The organism is Pandoraea aquatica, assembly GCF_902459565.1.
GTDB classification, from domain to species: domain Bacteria; phylum Pseudomonadota; class Gammaproteobacteria; order Burkholderiales; family Burkholderiaceae; genus Pandoraea; species Pandoraea aquatica.
The window spans coordinates 489,210-504,368 of sequence record NZ_CABPSN010000001.1 but is presented as its reverse complement, the minus strand read 5'-3'; the positions used below and the strand labels follow the sequence as shown (position 1 = coordinate 504,368).

Genomic DNA, 15,159 nt, shown 5'->3' with positions numbered 1-15,159 from the left:
GAAGCCGGATGGACGTCTCGCGCAATCGTCGCGCGGCATGGTGACCAGTCCGCATGAGCTGGCAAGCGAAGCGGGGCTGGAAGTGCTGCGCGCGGGCGGGAACGCCATCGAAGCCGCAATTGCCATCGGTGCGGTGCTGAGCGTGACGTATCCGCATTTCACCGGCCTGGGCGGTGACGCCTTCATGGTCATCAGCGATCGTGACGGCAACGTGCGCACGCTCTCGGGCATTGGTCAGGCCGCCGCGCAGCCACCCGAGTACGGCAGCACGATTCCTGTGCGCGGCCCCGGTGCGACGCTGACGACAGCCGCGACCGTCGCCATCTGGGACAAGGCATTCGAATTGAGTCGCACGCAGTGGGGCGGTCAGCAATCGTGGCCGTCGCTCTTTTCGCGTGCGACCGAGTACGCCGCGAACGGCTTTCCCGTAACGCCGTCGCAGCACTTCTGGCAGACGTTCCGTGCCAACGAGTTGTCTGGTTGGGAGGGCTTCTCGTCGACTTTCATGCCGAACGGCCGCATCCCGCAGGCCGGCGAGCGCTTTCATCAGCCTGCACTGGCGCGAAGTCTCGACAGCATCGCCACCCATGGCGGCCGTGAATTCTATGAAGGCGATCTGGCCGGACGCATCGCCGCCGGCCTGAAGAAGGTGGGCTCGCCATTGCGCGCGAGCGATCTGTCGCGTGCGCAGGCGCGTGAGGAAGTGCCATTGCGCGTGGCATATCGGGACGGCGAGTTGCTCGGGCTGCGTCCGCCGACGCAAGGCGTGACGACGCTTGAGATCATGGGCATCCTCAATCGCTTCGATCTGAAGTCGATGCCGGAGGGCAGCGCCGACTACTATCACGTGCTGGTCGAAGCGGTGAAGCTCGCGTTTCTCGACCGCAACCGCTACGTGGCCGATCCGGATTTCGTCGACGTGCCCGTGGATCGTCTGCTGTCCAGTGCGAATCTCGACGCCCATGCGCGCAGCATTCGCATGGACCGCGCGATGCCGTGGCCGCACGTCTTCAAGACGGGCGACACCGTGTACATCGGTGCGGCCGACAGTCAGGGCAACTGCGTGAGCATGCTGCAAACCGTCTACTTCGACTGGGGCAGTGGTGTGGTGCTGGGTGACACCGGTGTGCTGTGGCATAACCGCGGTGCGTCGTTCAGCATGGACCCGACGAGTCCCAATGTACTGCGTGGCGGCAAGCGCCCGTTCCATACGCTCAATCCCGGTATGTACCTGAAGGGTGGACGTCCGCAATTGCTCTACGGCACGCAGGGTGCCGACGGGCAGCCGCAGACGCTTGCGGCGGTGCTCACCCGCCTCATCGACTACGACATGGACCCGTTGACGGCATTGAAGCGTCCGCGCTTCCTGCTGGGCAAGACGTTCTCGGATTCGCGCGACAGTCTCAAGCTGGAGCAGGATGCGGGGCCGGGCGTCTTCACTGCGCTCGCCGCGCGTGGGCACGAGATGAGCCCGTTGCCGCCGCAAAGCCAACTGGCCGGGCACCCCGGCGCGATTCGCATCGGCCCGCAAGGCCAGATGAGCGGCGCACACGATCCGCGTAGCGACGGACGCGCGCTGGGCGTCTGACCCACGCGACAAGCACGACGCGGTGCCGGTAGTCATCGTGGCGCTGGCACCGCCGAAAACCCCAGTTGCCGGGCGTTCGTCGCGCGTGATACAAGTTCAGCCATTCATCGCAAAAATAAATACGAGACATGGCTGGCAGTGCGAAATCGAATCGACCGCTGTTCGATCTGGACCTCTTGCGCTCGATCATCATGGTGGCCGATTGCGGCAGCTTCACGACGGCGGCCGCCCGTCTGCATTCGACGCAGTCCACCGTCAGTCAAAAGGTGAAGCGCCTGGAGGACATGGTCGGCCACAAGTTGCTCGACCGGGGCAATCGCGAGGTGCACGCGACCGACGCGGGCGAACTGTTGCTCGGCTACGCGCGCCAGATGCTCGCGCTCAACGATCAGATGTTCGAGGCACTCTCGGGGGCGGTGGTGGCCGTGACGGTGCGCCTCGGTGTGCCGGAGGATTTTGCGACGGGCGCGACGACGCAGGTGCTTGCCCGTTTCAATCGTCAGTATCCGCAGGTCAAACTCGAAGTCACGAGTGGCCTGAGTCGCGATTTGCTAGGCAGTTACGATCACGGCGAACTGGACCTGGTGCTGGTCAAGCAGCGCCGCAACAGTCGCGAGTCGGTGGCGAGCAGCCCGGAAAAGCTCGCGTGGATCGATAGCGCGAAGCATCCGTCGTTCGGTCTCGATCCGGTCCCGCTCGTGACGTTCCCCACGCGTGGGCTGTATCGCGACGACATGATCAATGCGCTCGAAGCGATGGGGCGTAACTGGCGCATCAGCTTCACCAGTTCGAGTCTGAGCGGCATTCAGGGCGCCGTGGCCGATGGCATGGGGATCAGTCTGGTGCCGCCGCGCGCGGTGCTGCCGGGGCATGTGGTGCTCGGTCGTGCGCAGGGACTGCCTGTCGTCGACTCGTTCGAGCTGGCGATCTTTCACCGGCCGACGGCCGACCCGATGGTGGTCGCGCTCGCCAAGGTGCTTGTCGGGATGCTGGAATCGAAACCGCGTGCGTCGAAGTGATCACGGCGCACGCGGCTGAACGACGAATGAACGCCGCTTACTTCGGCTGAGCGCCCAGCGTCAGATTCATGTGACGGTTGACGTCTTTGTACAGCAGGTAGCGGAACGGACCGGGGCCGCCGGCGTAGCAGGCCTGCGGGCAGAACGCACGCAACCACATGAAGTCACCGGCTTCGACTTCCACCCAGTCCTGATTCAGACGGTAGACGGCCTTGCCTTCGAGCACATACAGGCCGTGCTCCATCACGTGCGTTTCCGCGAACGGAATGACGCCGCCCGGCTGGAACGTCACGATGTTGACGTGCATGTCGTGACGCATGTCCTGAATGTCGACGAAGCGCGTGGTCACCCAGCGGCCTTCGGTGCCCGGCATCGCGATCGGCTCGACGTCCTGCTCGTTCTTCACGAACGGTTCCGGATACGGCAGACCTTCCACGGCCTGATAGTGCTTGCGGACCCAGTGAAAGCGCGCGGTGCTCTGGCTGTTGTTGCGCAGTTGCCAGTCGGTCGCGGGCGGAATGAACGCGTAGCCGCCAGGAGTGAGCGTGTTCGCCTTGCCCTGAATCGTCACGGTGATTTCGCCTTCCACGACGAACAGCACGCCTTCGGCCTTGTCGTCCTGCTCGGGCTTGTCGCTACCGCCGCCGGCACCCACTTCCATGATGTACTGCGCGAACGTCTCGGCAAAACCCGAGAGCGGACGTGCCAACACCCACAGACGCGTGTTGTCCCAGAACGGGAGGTGGCTGGTCACGATGTCGCGCATCACGCCTTTCGGGATGACGGCGTAGGCTTCGGTGAACATGGCGCGGTCGGTGAGCAGTTCCGTCTGAGCCGGATGCCCGCCGTGCGGCGCGTAATACGTAGTCTTCGACATGCTTGTTAGCTCCTGATGTTTCCGATGCATCGTTCTGTTTTTTCTCCCCATCGTCCGCCGCCGGGTTCCTGGTTCTCGATCCACGCTTGGGGGCGCGCACGGATCGCTTCACCTCGGTGCGACGAACGCATGCGACGCCGTCGCCTCGCGCAGGCGGCAGCGTCGCGCATGACAGTCAGGTCGGGGTGGTCCCTGCTGTGTCCTTGAGCAGGGCGGGGTCGAGCGCGAGTTGCGCTGGGCCGCCCCAGTAATGTCCGTGACGAATCACTGCGCGGGCCGCCGGTGCGGCCGCGACTGCGGCGGCCGCGTTCGGTGCCTCGAAGACGACGAAGCTGGCTTCGTTGCCCGCGTGCAGGCCGTAGTCGGCTTTGCCGATCACGGCCGCCGCCGCCGTCGTCGCCATGTCCAGTGCGACGTGCAGATCTTCATCCGTATAGAAACCCGAGCGATAGCCGATGAGCATCGCCCGTTGCAGCATGTCGCCGTTGCCGTAAGGCCACCAGCTGTCCTGAATGTTGTCGTTGCCCGTGAAGACGCGCACCCCGGCTTCGCGCAAGCGCAGAATCGGCGGGAAAGCGCGGTCGCCCGGCGCGTTGGTCATGATCGAGACGTCTGCGTCGGCCAGGGCACGGGCGATGGTGTCGAGTTCCTCGGGGCCGATGTCACCCAGACCGTAGGCGTGGCTGACGGAAACACGTCCCTGCAAACCGGCCGCTTGCGTGCGCGCCGCAATGCGGTGCAACTGCGCCAGACCGATGTCGCCCGGTTCGTGCAGATGGATGTCGATCTTCGTGCCGTGCTTCTCGGCGATGCCGAAGATCGCGCTCAATTGCCCGTGCGGGTCGCCATCGAGCGTGGTCGGGTCGATGCCGCCCACGACCTGCACACCGGCGCGAACGGCGTCTTCCAGGACTTCGACCGTGCCGGGGCACGTCATCACACCGGCTTGCGGGAAGGCGACGAGTTCGATATCCAGCCATTCACGCCATTTTTCGCGCATAGCCAGGACTTCGTTCAGGTGCGTGAGGCCGGTGCTGGCGTCGACGTCCACGTGACAGCGCATGGCGACGGTGCCGAACGACACCGTCTGACGCATCAGCGTGTCGGCACGCTGAGCCATTGGCGCTGCGGCGGCGATTTCCTGCTTCTCGGCCGCAAGGCGCTCGCGCAGGGTCGCCGCAGGGCGGTGCGGCCGCCAGCGATCGCCGACGAAGCTCTTGTCGAGATGGATGTGGCCGTCGACGAAACCGGGCAGCACGAGCTTGCCTTGCAGATCGATGATCTGTGCGCCGGTGGCGTCGGGGGTGTACGACTCGGGCGCGCCGACGTAGGTGAAACGTCCGTCGCGCACAGCGAGGGTGATGGGGTTGCCGTCGGCACCGACGGCGCCGACGAAAACGCGGTGAGTCATTGGAAACGCCTCTATGCTGCCCGGGGCCTCGCTGGCGCTGCCTCACAACGCGTCATGTCAACCGGTCGTGTGGAGGGGTGCAGCTGCGCTGCGGGGTCTCGTGGGGGGTGAAACTGCGGGGTAAGACTTACAAGATAGCGAACCGATCCAGCATCGACAAATTAAATATCAAAATGCATGCCATTCAATTTCTAAATAGTTGGCGGAGGTGCTGCACTGCGCGATGGGCGACAGGCGAACGCATCACGGCACGACGATTTGCAGCGACAAAATGAAGCGCCCGAGGACGTTGGCGTCGCGGTCGGTCACCGTGGCCTCGACATTGACGTCGGCTGTCCCACGGGCGATCACCTCCGCCGCCCAGTAGGCGTCCGGCGCTTCGCGCGCAACAGGTTCCTCGGGCTTTCCCGATTGAGGCGCGTACCGCGAGGCGTGGCTTTCGACGTGCAGGCTCGCTCGTCCCAAGGTGGCTTCGTCGGCGAGCACGAATTGCAGTAACGCCGCGTGTTCGCCGCGCATCGCGAGCGGTGTCCAGCGCAGCTTCAGCCGGGTGCCGGGTTGCGCATCGATGACCCATTTTGCGCCGTGGGTACCGCTCAACGCTTCGGCGTTCGGCGCCAGTGCGTAGTAAGCATCGTCCGGGGCGGACTGGGGCTTCCCGTCACTCACGGATGCGCGGTCGAGTAGCGTCACCGTATCGACCACGAGCAAGACGTCGGTGCCGGCGGCGCTGCGGGCATCGTCCCCGGTATCGCCGCAGGGCTTCGCTTCGGACATGGAGGCTCCTTGCTGTGGGCCGCGACGACCGCCACTCGTTGCGCGCCATAAAGCGCTAAAGACGCACAACAAATGGCGGACCGGCATGATGACGTGGCGACTCAATGGTTGCGAATGGTGATGAACGGATCCCACTGATAGCAGCCGCAGACATTGCCGCTACGGTCGAGAATCATGAACTGGAAGTGGTAGGTGACGCGTCCGGTCTTGAGCGTCTCGCTCGACCAGAAGTAGTTCGAGCAGGATTGCTTCTTCGGTTTGGTCGGGTCCGGCGGGTTCGGCACGGGGATCGTGACCTCGGCCTCGCGCGGGGAGGGCGGAGAGATCAGCTCGTTGCCCTGATTGCCCACGAACTTGTAGAAGATGCACGACTGTTCGAAACCCAGCGAGAGCGAGCATTCGCGCCACCGGATGACATCGCCGACCGTGGCCGCGACGTCCAGTTCGCCGCCGGCCTGCCCACTGACCACATTGCCCTGCGTCACGATCATGAAAACGTGCTTGAAGTCGATGACCGGCGGATTCGCCATGCTGGAATTCTTGCCGTACCGGTCGACGATGGTCTTGGTGTCGATGCTTACCAGCACATCGGTAATTTGCGACATGTGAGTCTCCACGAAAGGCTGAATTGAATGCCGTCGATGAGAACGACGACGGCGCCGAATTGACGAAACGACGGAGCGTTTCTGTTGTGGAGGGTAGGCAGCGGTGGCGGATGTTCAACCTCGCGACGGATGCGCACTATTAGTGACACCTCCGCGCGAAGCGGCGTCGCGTCTGGATTGGCACTTGCGGCCCGGGCGCTGACCAATCGACGAATTGGAAGGGGACAGACAAAAGAAAAGCCCATGCGCGCGGGGCGGGCATGGGCTGGGTGCGGGCGACGGGTGGTGCGCGCGCGAGATCAGTCGTCCTTGCGGCTGTGTTGCAGACGTTCGAGTACGTGGATGCTCAGGCGTGCCGTGTGGCTGCGCATTGCGTTATAGGCCGCTTCGGCATCGGCGGCCAGCACGGCTTCCACCACGCGGTCGTGTTCGTCGAACGACACGGTGAAACGCTCTTCGACGTCGGACTGCGCCGCCCGGAACGGGGCGAGCCGTTCTCGATGGCTGTCGATCAGGGCCATCAGCGTCTTGTTCTGCGTGCCAGCGCTCAGCAACTGGTGGAACTCGCGGTTGAGCGCGAGATATCCGGCTTCGTCGCCCGCGTCCATGCATTGCTTGCTCTGGACGTGAATCATCTCCAGTTGTTTCTTCTGCATGGCGCTCATGCGCTGTGCACTCAGTCGGCAGCAAAGCGCATCGAGTTCGCACATCGCTTCGAGCATGTCGGACAGGTCGTCGACGCTGATGCTTGCGACGACCCCCCCCTTGTGCGGCGTGAGTTCGATGAGGCCGCGGGCGTTCAGCTCGCGCAGCGCTTCGCGAATGGGCGTGCGCGACGCCTTGAAGCGCTCGGCCAGCACGACTTCTTCAAGCTTCTGACCGGGGGGCAGCCGGCCGTCGATGATTTCGCCCGTCAATACGCGGCAGATCCGTGCGGCAATGGTTTCGGCCATGCTGGTTTATCTCGCTCCGTAGATGCGTCGTTTGGGTCGGATTGTATACATGCGGATTATACGAGTATTTTTCCTCATGTTCTCGTGTAAAAAGGGCGCAACGCCATAAGGGACGGGGTCTGATCGATTTTCGGAACGATGGGAAGCTCGACGTGCATTCAAAAATACGTTTTTGAATGCAATGTGCTGAGATAGTATACATAAGCCATTCGCCGGAGGAGCCGGCGAGGCCTATCACCTCAATCCGAAGGAGACATTCATCATGGCCAAACTGCGTCACATTGCGCTTTCCGTGCCGGACCCCTGGAAGGCGGCCGAGTTCTATATGCAGGCATTCGATTTCAAGAAGGTCGGGGAGACGGACTCCTCGCTCGCCCGAGGCGTCTACCTCTCGGACGGCGTCATCAATCTTGCGCTGCTCAACTATAAGAACGACGAGGCGGCAGGCGATCGCGGACGCGAGTTCGTCGGCCTGCATCACATCGGGATCTGGGTGGAAGACGTAGCCGCCACGCGCGCGAAGATCGAAGCGGCCGGTGGGCGCTACTACATGGGCGAAGTGCCGGTGAAGAGCAACATCTTCTACGAGGTCAAATTCTTCGACCCGAACGGCGTGATCTTCGACGTCACCGCGCACGGCTGGGGCGGCGCTTCGAAAGACGGCACGGGTAACGACAACGCACCGAAGCTGCGCCACGAAGGCCTCCAGGCCGACCGCAGCGGACTTTGATCCGCGCGCTGCGCATCTCGATATTCCCCACGTTAGTGCCTCAAATCGCCGCCGGCCACCTCGCGTGCATCGCGCCTGGTGTCTCGGCGGCGATTCATCATCCGAAGTCCTAAGGGGTAACCCGCTATAAAAAAATAGCCCGTTTGTATAAGCAAATAGCAGTAGAAATTCAATTTCTTTGATATGTATAATCCATCGAAAGATTGTATACATACAACGGGCGAGCGGCAGACATCCCGGCAGTTAAACAGGGGAGGCGTCGCAAATAAAACGAGAAACATCAGGAGACAGCATGAAGAAGCGAGTGTTGTGTGCATTGCTGCTGGGTGCAATGCAGGGCGGTGCGTATGCGCAGGCTTCCGGGGGTGTCACGCTCTCGGGGTTTATCGACCTGAACATGGAGCAGCTGTGGGGGTCGGGCGCAAATGGCGGCAAGGTCACGAGAATGTCCAGTGGTGGGCTGAACAACTCGCGATTCAACCTGAGCGGCTATGAAGAACTCGGTGGCGGAAACCGCGCGTTCTTCACGTACGAGCCGATGTTCTCGGCCAACAACGGCACACAATCGGCGCAGGCGCGTCAATCGTTCGTCGGGATCAAGGGGCCGTGGGGCGATCTGTCGCTGGGCCGTCAGTTCACGCCGTCGTACTGGATCGCGGGTTATGCCGATCCGAGCTGGGCGGCCGACTTCAGTATGGTCAACAACATGGAGTTCTTCTACGCGTCGTATCGCGTCGACAACTCCATCCAGTACAAGACGCCGACCTGGTACGGCCTGAACGCGCGCTTCATGGCGACGACCGGTGTGGGCGACGGCACACGCTCCGGCCGCTTCTACTCCGCTGCACTCGAATATCGCCAGGGCGGCATTTTCCTCGGTGCGGTCAGCGAGTTGCAATACACGCGTGACATCTATTCGTCGAGCCAGATCCGTTCGTCGCGCGACAACTACTTCGCGGCGACGTACAAATTCGGCAGCGTCGAGCCGACCCTGATCTATCACACGTACAACGGTTACTACGCCTATCCCCCGTACGTCGCCTTCAACGTGCGCGGCTGGGACATTCAGGCAGGCGTGCGTTATGCGCTTACCGACCGCCATCGCTTCTACGCGAGCTTTGTCCACCGTCAGGACGACGACAACAAGGCGCTCTCCAACGCCAACGGCTTCGTCGTCGGCTACATGTACGGCTTGTCCAAGCGCACCACGCTTTACGCGACCTACGCTCGCGTGCAGCACAGCAACGACACGACGGTTCATTACCCGGTGACGTTCCAGGTGACGCCGACCGGCACGCAGAACCCGTCGGGCGTGCAGTTCGGTATTCGTCACGCGTTCTGACGCAGACGTCATACGCCATCCGCTTTTCAGTAATACGCCGCCGGCGAGGGTCGTTCACAGCGCCGGCGAGAAGACTTTTGAGACGAAGGAGGAAGACATGTTTCGCATGCAGACACGCGGTGCAGCCCCCGCCATGTTGACAGCCACGGCAGTGCTCGCGGCGCTCACGATGACGCTCGCCGCGCACGCTTCGGCCCCTGAGAGCGCGCCGGTCGCACAGCCGGCCGCCGCAGAGAATCCATCGGGCACGCCCGGCACGCCGAACGTCAAGGACCCGTATCTGGCCGGATGGTTGCGCCTCACGCCGGATCGCGAACCGAAGCCGCTCAAGGCAGGCGTCGACTATGGGATGGACCCGGCCACCGGCAAGTTCATCTGGCCGAAGGCGTCGCCCGAAATTCACACGGGCCAGCGCTTCCCCGGCGAACTGACCACGTGGGACAAGAAGAGCTATTCGAAGAACGTGAAGGTGCTGGCGTTCTATCCGGGCGTCGATTCGCCGTTCCACGCATGGAACAACATCGCCGACTTCAACGGCAAGCGCTATCTGTACATCCACGACCGCGACTATCTGCGCATCATGGACGTGACCGATCCGGCCAACGGCAAGGTCGTCTATTCGAAGGGCGGCGTGTGGGGTCCGAAGGGATCGAGCGAGAAGTTCGACGCCAACAACGTACAGGACTACCTCGGCGGTGCCACCATCGTGTGGAACAAGAAGCTGGGCAAGCCGATCCTCGTCGCGTCGTTCGAAATTGGCCGCTATGGACTGATGCAGGACAAGTCGAAGCAACCGGACAAGGTGGCGGCGCAACGCAATTACAACTCGCTCAAGGGCTTCAAGGTCTTCGTGATGGATGGCCCGCTGCCGTCCGACTGGAAGCTGATCGCCACGCGCACGACCGACTACAAGCATCCGAATGCGCCCGTCGGCCAGCAGCAGGGTTCGGGTTCGCTCGACTCGCCGGAGTTCTACGGCGGCAAGTACATGATTCTCTCGTCCGCGCCGGACGACAGCTACGCACTCACGGAATATCCGAACTATCTCTACTCGCCGGGTTACCAGGTGTGGGATATGTCGGACCCCGCGAATCCGAAGTTCATCTCGCAGATTTCCGTGCCGGGCCAGATTCTCGGCAACGAGGAGCATGAGCAGGCCTATCTGCAAAACCCGCGCGCTGGCAACCGTACGTCGTGGATGGGCTCGCGTATGCCGATCTTCCTGCCCAAGCCGCTGGAGCAGGGTGGCAAGGTGGGCTTCGGCGCGATGGGGGGTCTCGGACTGTGGTCGTTCGACCTGAGCGATCCGGCACATCCGAAGGTCGTGGGCAACGTGAACACGGCACCGAGCTTCGCCGGTACGGAGTACGACAACGCCGACGTCAGCCAGTACGAGCGCACCGGTTACGTGCTCACCAGCGGCTACCCGATGAATCGCGACTGCTACGAGCCGTACAAGGACATCTTCGTCGTCGACGCGCGTAATCCCGCGAAGATGAAAGTGGCCGGCAAGCTGCCCGAGCCGGAAGTGCCGGAAGGCGCGCCGTTCACCAGCTTCTGTCAGCGTGGCGGCAACTACGGTCCCAAGCGTTCGAACTCCATCGGTCAGCCTGGCACGTGGCGTCAGGGCATCGTGCCGTACTCGTTCTACAACGCGGGCGTGCAGATTTTCGACGTGAAGGATCCGACCAAGCCGCGCATCGCCGGTTACTTCGTGCCGGGTCTGGCCGACGAGACGGAACTGCCGGTCTACACGCTGGGTAAGGGCGTGTTTGCGATGTACACCGAGTACGACCGCAACATCATGTGGGCCTTCACCGAGAACGGTGCCTACGCGCTGTCGAGCCCGTTGCTGGGTGAGCCGGTGATGGGTGCGCCGGCGAAGCCGTACCCGGCACGCTAACGAACGACTATCGAACGATTCGACGTCAAGGACGGCGCGACCGGATGCATAGGTTCGTGCCGTCACCGCCGACTTCACAGGGCCTCCAAAGCGTGAAGTGTTGAAGCGGGCAACCTCCGATGGTCTCCCGGTTGCCCGCTTCTTTTTTTGCTTCTTTCTTATTTCGACGCGTTGCGATGTCCGACGGAGTTGACGGCGGCCGGGAGCGGCGTGCCAGCGAGATGGGCGCGTACGTTGGCCAGCAGCAAGTCGATCTGTGCTTGCTGTGCGGCGGGAGAGCGGCCTGAGATATGCGGTGTCAGCACCACGTTCTCAAGCATGCGCAGGGCGGAAGGCACCTCGGGTTCGGTTTCGAAGACGTCGAGCGCGGCACCGGCGATTACGCCATCGCATAGCGCTTCGATGAGTGCCACGGTGTCGACCACGCTGCCTCGGGCCACATTGATGAGAAAGCCGTGTGCGCCCAGACGTGCCAGCACGTCGGTGTTCACGAGGTGATGCGTGGCCGGGCCGCCGGGACAAGCGAGTACGAGGAAGTCGCTCATGTCGGCCAGTGTGCCGATGTCGTCGAAGTGCTGCCAGCGACAGTCCGTGCGCGCCGTGCGCGTGTGATAGCCGATGGTCATGCCGAAGGCTTCTGCGCGTGTTGCGATGGCTTGTCCGATGTTGCCGAGGCCGACGATGCCGAGTCGTGCGCCGCTCAGCGTGGGACGCGGTGCGCGATGTTTCGCCCAGCCGCCGGCTTTCACCGCGCGGTCGAGCGTGACGAGCCCGCGTGCGCTGGCAAGCATCAGCGCGAGCGCGTGATCGGCGACGGTCTCGCCGTTCGTGTTCGGCGCGTGGGCTACGGCGATGCCGCGCTGCGTCGCCGCGGCCACGTCGATGTTTTCAAAGCCCGCACCGAAGGCGCAGACGAGTTCGAGTTGCGGTAGCGCATCCATTTGCGCCGCCGTGAGGCCAGTCGTGCCGTTGGTCAGCGCGAGCCGAACGTGCGGCGTGACGGGGTCGCCAGCGTTGCAAAGTTGGCTCGCGTCGAGGTCGTGCAAACGCAATCCGGCAGCAAGCAATTGCGCGCGGGCGAGGGGTTCGAGCGGGATGAGATTGAGCAGCAGCGGCGTGTCGTTCATGGGTCTTAATCGTCTCGACGAGATGGATTGAAAAATAAAATACAAATCAGTTGCTATGTATACATATGCTATGTATTGTGTTTCAACATAGCAATCAAAAAGACAACCGATGCGTGAAAACGAGATCGGTTACCGATGGAAGACAAGGAGGAAGGTGTGACCTGGTTTGGATTGGCAACTTATGAATCGCTGGCGCCGGGCGCCGTGGCCGCGCGTCGTACGGCACTGGTGCAGCACGGTCGTCTGTATGACCTCGAAGCGGTGCTGCGCCACATGGGCGCGGGTGCAGAAGACGGCCTCGCGTCGGCGCAGGACCTGACGGCGTTGCTCTCGGACTGGTACGTGCATGGCGAAGCCGTGTCGGCCGCTGTGCGTCGTGCGCTGGACGCGGGCGTTCCGGCCAAGGTGGGCGCGCTGGCCACCGACAGCTACCGCCTGTGCGTGCCGTATCAGCCGGGCCGCATCTTTGCCACGGCGTCCAACTTCTACGAACACGCGGCGGAAATGGGCACCAAGCTCGCGCCGCGCAGCGAAAGCTCGCCGTACATGTTCATGAAGGCCGAGACAAGCGTGACCGCGACGGGCACCGACGTGGTCCTGCCGCCGCATGCCGAGCGCGTCGACTGGGAGGTCGAACTGGCCGTGGTGATCGGCCGTCCGGGCCGTCACGTGCCGGTCGAACGGGCGCATGAATGGATCGCCGGTTACACCGTCATCAACGACGTGAGCGCGCGGGATTTGAATCGTCGCACCGACTATCCGTTCACGCACGACTGGTTTCGCGGCAAGAGTTTCGATACCTTCGCTCCTCTGGGGCCGTGGTTTGTGCCGCGCGACGTCATTCGCGATCCCCAGAACCTGCGCATGACGCTGTCGGTCAACGGCGAGTCGATGCAGGACGACACGACGGCAGGAATGATCTTCAACATTGCGGAGCAGATCGCTTACCTGTCGGAAATCCTCACGCTCAAGCCCGGCGATCTGATCGCCACGGGCACGCCGACCGGCGTGGGTATGGGGCGTGGCGTGTATCTCAAGGCGGGTGACGTGATGGTGGCGGGTATCGAGGGCATCGGCGCCATCGAGAACCGCGTCGTGGCACAACGCAAATAAGAAAGACCGCTCATGTGGCGGTCAGGAGGAGGCAGCAATGCAGCAGTGGCAGTGGACCCGGCGCTGGTGGACGGCGCTCGCATGTGCCAGCACGATCGGCACGGCAGGGATTGTCGGCGCAGGCGCGTTGTGGGCGACGCCGGTCGCCGCACAGGACAAGGTCAAGTTCAACCTCTCATGGCTGCCGCAGGGCAGTACCGGCGGCGTGCTCGTCGCGATCAACAAGGGCTATTACCGCGAGGCGGGGCTGGAGGTGTCGGCCATCGTCGGTCACGGCGGGCAACGCACCGTCAATGAAGTCGATCAGGGTCTGTTCGAATTCGGCTACGGCGATCCGATCAGCGTCATGCTCAATCGCGCACAGGGCGGCAAGACTCGCATGGTCGGTTCGATCAACGCGGTCTGGCCCGGCGCGATCTGCTACCTCGCGAAGCCCGGACGCACCATCACCAAACCCGCCGACCTGAAAGGCATGTCGATGGGTGGTGGCGGCGCGTCGCCGTTGCAGAACATCGTGCCGGCGTGGCTCAAGGCGAATGGCCTGCCGCCCACCGCCGTGAAGCTGCTCCGTCTCGATCCGTCGACGATCAATCCTTCGTTCCTGCAAGGGCGTGTGGATCTGACCGAATGCTGGGAAGGCGCGAATCTGCCGGTGCTCAAGTCACTGGCGTCGAAGCAGGGCCGCGAGATCGGTTCGCTGCGCTACCGAGATTTCGGGCTGGACATGGTCGGCAACGGCATCGTCACGACCGAAACGATGATCGCGCAGAAGCCGGACGTGGTGCGTCGCTTTGTGCAGGCGACCTACCGGGGCTATGCCTGGATGCGCGAGCACCCGGATGAGTCCGCCGGTGTGATCGTCTCGCAGTACCCGATGCTCGACAAGCAGGTCATGGTCGAACAGATTCGCCAGATCGGCGTGCTGGAGACCGATAGCGAGACGAAGGGTCACAAGCCGGGCTGGCTGCCGGTGCCGCGTATGGAGTCCACCGCGAAGTTCGTGCGCGATGCCTTCAATCTCGCGCCGACGCTCAAAGCCACCGACATCTATACCAATCAGTTCGTCGAGTGATTCCCGGTTGCTGGGAATCCGATCGAGATCCCACGCGAATGGTTGAACTGTTGCAATGCAAGGAGTGGAGATGACAAGCCCCAAACCCAAACTCAATCCGAAGCGTCTCGGCCATCTGGTGCTGGTCGTGCGCGATATTCAGAAGTCGGTGAAGTTCTATACCGAAGTGCTCGGCCTCACGGTCTCCGACTGGATTGACGACCAGATGGTGTTCCTGCGTGCGGGCAGCGATCACCACGATCTGGCGCTCTCGCAGATTCCGAAAAACTCGCCCGATATCGACGATCTGCCGCGCTACGGCCGTCCCGGCATGGAGCACTTCTCGTATCTGGTCGACAGCGTCGAAGAGATGGAGAAGGCGGTGGAAGTGCTGCGTGCGCACGAGGTCGAGATCGTGCGCGGCATCGGTCGCCACGGCCCCGGCGCGAATTACTTCCTTGTGTTCAAGGATCCGGACGGCAACAACGTCGAGCTGTATTGCGAGATGACGCAGATCGACGCCGAGCATCCCTACGAGGCGAAGGTGTGGGAGCGCAACATCGAGAGCTTCGACCGGTTCCGCTTCGAGCGTTTCGTCGTGCCGCCCCCGCCGGGGATGGTCAAGGAGAAGTCGGGCGGCAAGGCTTAAGGCCTCGCCCATCC

The 15,159-nt window shown here is 62.8% G+C and carries 14 protein-coding genes; 8 read left to right on the top strand and 6 right to left on the bottom strand.

From position 1 onward, the window contains the following. Positions 1-37 precede the first annotated feature (37 nt). Together PAQ31011_RS02085 and PAQ31011_RS02080 are read left to right on the top strand one after the other, a co-directional pair. Positions 38-1,588 (top strand): gamma-glutamyltransferase family protein, encoded by a 1,551-nt coding sequence (locus PAQ31011_RS02085; RefSeq protein WP_425495080.1) that lies wholly within the window; start codon positions 38-40, stop codon positions 1,586-1,588. A gap of 128 nt (positions 1,589-1,716) precedes the next feature. Next, positions 1,717-2,607 carry a LysR substrate-binding domain-containing protein gene (locus PAQ31011_RS02080; protein ID WP_150574256.1) on the top strand — a complete coding sequence of 297 codons (891 nt, stop codon included), beginning with the start codon at positions 1,717-1,719 and terminating at the stop codon, positions 2,605-2,607. A gap of 37 nt (positions 2,608-2,644) precedes the next feature. On the opposite strand, the gene PAQ31011_RS02075 is transcribed toward PAQ31011_RS02080, so the two are convergent. From PAQ31011_RS02075 to PAQ31011_RS02055, 5 genes are all read right to left on the bottom strand, one after another. Then, entirely contained in the window at positions 2,645-3,484 is an 840-nt protein-coding gene (locus PAQ31011_RS02075; protein WP_150574255.1) for a bifunctional allantoicase/(S)-ureidoglycine aminohydrolase, read from the bottom strand. 175 nt (positions 3,485-3,659) lie between these two features. Further along, positions 3,660-4,895, bottom strand: a complete 1,236-nt coding sequence (locus PAQ31011_RS02070; protein ID WP_150574254.1) for an amidohydrolase family protein — start codon at positions 4,893-4,895, stop codon at positions 3,660-3,662. Positions 4,896-5,138: 243 nt separating this feature from the next. Continuing rightward, positions 5,139-5,672, bottom strand: a complete 534-nt coding sequence (locus PAQ31011_RS02065; RefSeq protein ID WP_174989876.1) for an AidA/PixA family protein — start codon at positions 5,670-5,672, stop codon at positions 5,139-5,141. A gap of 101 nt (positions 5,673-5,773) precedes the next feature. After that, positions 5,774-6,277 carry an inclusion body family protein gene (locus PAQ31011_RS02060; protein WP_039398209.1) on the bottom strand — a complete coding sequence of 168 codons (504 nt, stop codon included), beginning with the start codon at positions 6,275-6,277 and terminating at the stop codon, positions 5,774-5,776. A gap of 299 nt (positions 6,278-6,576) precedes the next feature. Continuing rightward, positions 6,577-7,230, bottom strand: a complete 654-nt coding sequence (locus PAQ31011_RS02055; protein WP_150574252.1) for a GntR family transcriptional regulator — start codon at positions 7,228-7,230, stop codon at positions 6,577-6,579. 262 nt (positions 7,231-7,492) lie between these two features. On the opposite strand from PAQ31011_RS02055, the gene PAQ31011_RS02050 reads away from it, so the two are divergent. The 3 genes from PAQ31011_RS02050 to PAQ31011_RS02040 all read left to right on the top strand — a co-directional run bounded on the left by PAQ31011_RS02050 (position 7,493) and on the right by PAQ31011_RS02040 (position 11,205). Then, positions 7,493-7,960: a VOC family protein gene (locus PAQ31011_RS02050; RefSeq protein WP_224786775.1), complete on the top strand. Its 468-nt coding sequence runs from the start codon at positions 7,493-7,495 to the stop codon at positions 7,958-7,960. A 292-nt stretch (positions 7,961-8,252) separates the two neighbouring features. Further along, positions 8,253-9,302, top strand: a complete 1,050-nt coding sequence (locus tag PAQ31011_RS02045) for a porin (protein WP_150574251.1) — start codon at positions 8,253-8,255, stop codon at positions 9,300-9,302. Between the two features lie 97 nt (positions 9,303-9,399). After that, complete coding sequence (locus PAQ31011_RS02040) at positions 9,400-11,205, top strand: LVIVD repeat-containing protein (RefSeq protein ID WP_150574250.1); 1,806 nt, start codon at positions 9,400-9,402, stop codon at positions 11,203-11,205. A gap of 158 nt (positions 11,206-11,363) precedes the next feature. On the opposite strand, the gene PAQ31011_RS02035 is transcribed toward PAQ31011_RS02040, so the two are convergent. Then, a complete protein-coding gene (locus PAQ31011_RS02035; RefSeq protein WP_150574249.1) occupies positions 11,364-12,332 on the bottom strand; it encodes a 2-hydroxyacid dehydrogenase in 969 nt (322 codons plus the stop codon). Between the two features lie 156 nt (positions 12,333-12,488). Between PAQ31011_RS02035 and PAQ31011_RS02030 the strand changes: the two genes are divergently transcribed. The 3 genes from PAQ31011_RS02030 (at position 12,489) to PAQ31011_RS02020 (ending at position 15,145) form a co-directional block, all read left to right on the top strand. Next, the gene (locus tag PAQ31011_RS02030) at positions 12,489-13,445 is read left to right on the top strand and encodes a fumarylacetoacetate hydrolase family protein (RefSeq protein WP_150574858.1); all 957 of its coding nucleotides are present in this window, start codon (positions 12,489-12,491) and stop codon (positions 13,443-13,445) included. A 37-nt stretch (positions 13,446-13,482) separates the two neighbouring features. Beyond that, positions 13,483-14,517: an ABC transporter substrate-binding protein gene (locus tag PAQ31011_RS02025; RefSeq protein ID WP_150574248.1), complete on the top strand. Its 1,035-nt coding sequence runs from the start codon at positions 13,483-13,485 to the stop codon at positions 14,515-14,517. Positions 14,518-14,587: 70 nt separating this feature from the next. Continuing rightward, positions 14,588-15,145 (top strand): VOC family protein, encoded by a 558-nt coding sequence (locus tag PAQ31011_RS02020; protein WP_150574247.1) that lies wholly within the window; start codon positions 14,588-14,590, stop codon positions 15,143-15,145. Positions 15,146-15,159: the final 14 nt, after the last annotated feature.

What these genes read in the sequence shown, in the direction of transcription:
- PAQ31011_RS02045 (WP_150574251.1), top strand. Translation starts at nt 8,253, where the DNA reads ATGAAGAAGCGAGTGTTGTGTGCATTGCTGCTGGGTGCAATGCAGGGC.
- PAQ31011_RS02060 (WP_039398209.1), bottom strand. Translation starts at nt 6,277, where the DNA reads ATGTCGCAAATTACCGATGTGCTGGTAAGCATCGACACCAAGACCATC.
- PAQ31011_RS02075 (WP_150574255.1), bottom strand. Translation starts at nt 3,484, where the DNA reads ATGTCGAAGACTACGTATTACGCGCCGCACGGCGGGCATCCGGCTCAG.
- PAQ31011_RS02080 (WP_150574256.1), top strand. Translation starts at nt 1,717, where the DNA reads ATGGCTGGCAGTGCGAAATCGAATCGACCGCTGTTCGATCTGGACCTC.
- PAQ31011_RS02025 (WP_150574248.1), top strand. Translation starts at nt 13,483, where the DNA reads ATGCAGCAGTGGCAGTGGACCCGGCGCTGGTGGACGGCGCTCGCATGT.
- PAQ31011_RS02085 (WP_425495080.1), top strand. Translation starts at nt 38, where the DNA reads ATGGTGACCAGTCCGCATGAGCTGGCAAGCGAAGCGGGGCTGGAAGTG.
- PAQ31011_RS02050 (WP_224786775.1), top strand. Translation starts at nt 7,493, where the DNA reads ATGGCCAAACTGCGTCACATTGCGCTTTCCGTGCCGGACCCCTGGAAG.
- PAQ31011_RS02055 (WP_150574252.1), bottom strand. Translation starts at nt 7,230, where the DNA reads ATGGCCGAAACCATTGCCGCACGGATCTGCCGCGTATTGACGGGCGAA.
- PAQ31011_RS02040 (WP_150574250.1), top strand. Translation starts at nt 9,400, where the DNA reads ATGTTTCGCATGCAGACACGCGGTGCAGCCCCCGCCATGTTGACAGCC.
- PAQ31011_RS02035 (WP_150574249.1), bottom strand. Translation starts at nt 12,332, where the DNA reads ATGAACGACACGCCGCTGCTGCTCAATCTCATCCCGCTCGAACCCCTC.
- PAQ31011_RS02070 (WP_150574254.1), bottom strand. Translation starts at nt 4,895, where the DNA reads ATGACTCACCGCGTTTTCGTCGGCGCCGTCGGTGCCGACGGCAACCCC.
- PAQ31011_RS02020 (WP_150574247.1), top strand. Translation starts at nt 14,588, where the DNA reads ATGACAAGCCCCAAACCCAAACTCAATCCGAAGCGTCTCGGCCATCTG.
- PAQ31011_RS02065 (WP_174989876.1), bottom strand. Translation starts at nt 5,672, where the DNA reads ATGTCCGAAGCGAAGCCCTGCGGCGATACCGGGGACGATGCCCGCAGC.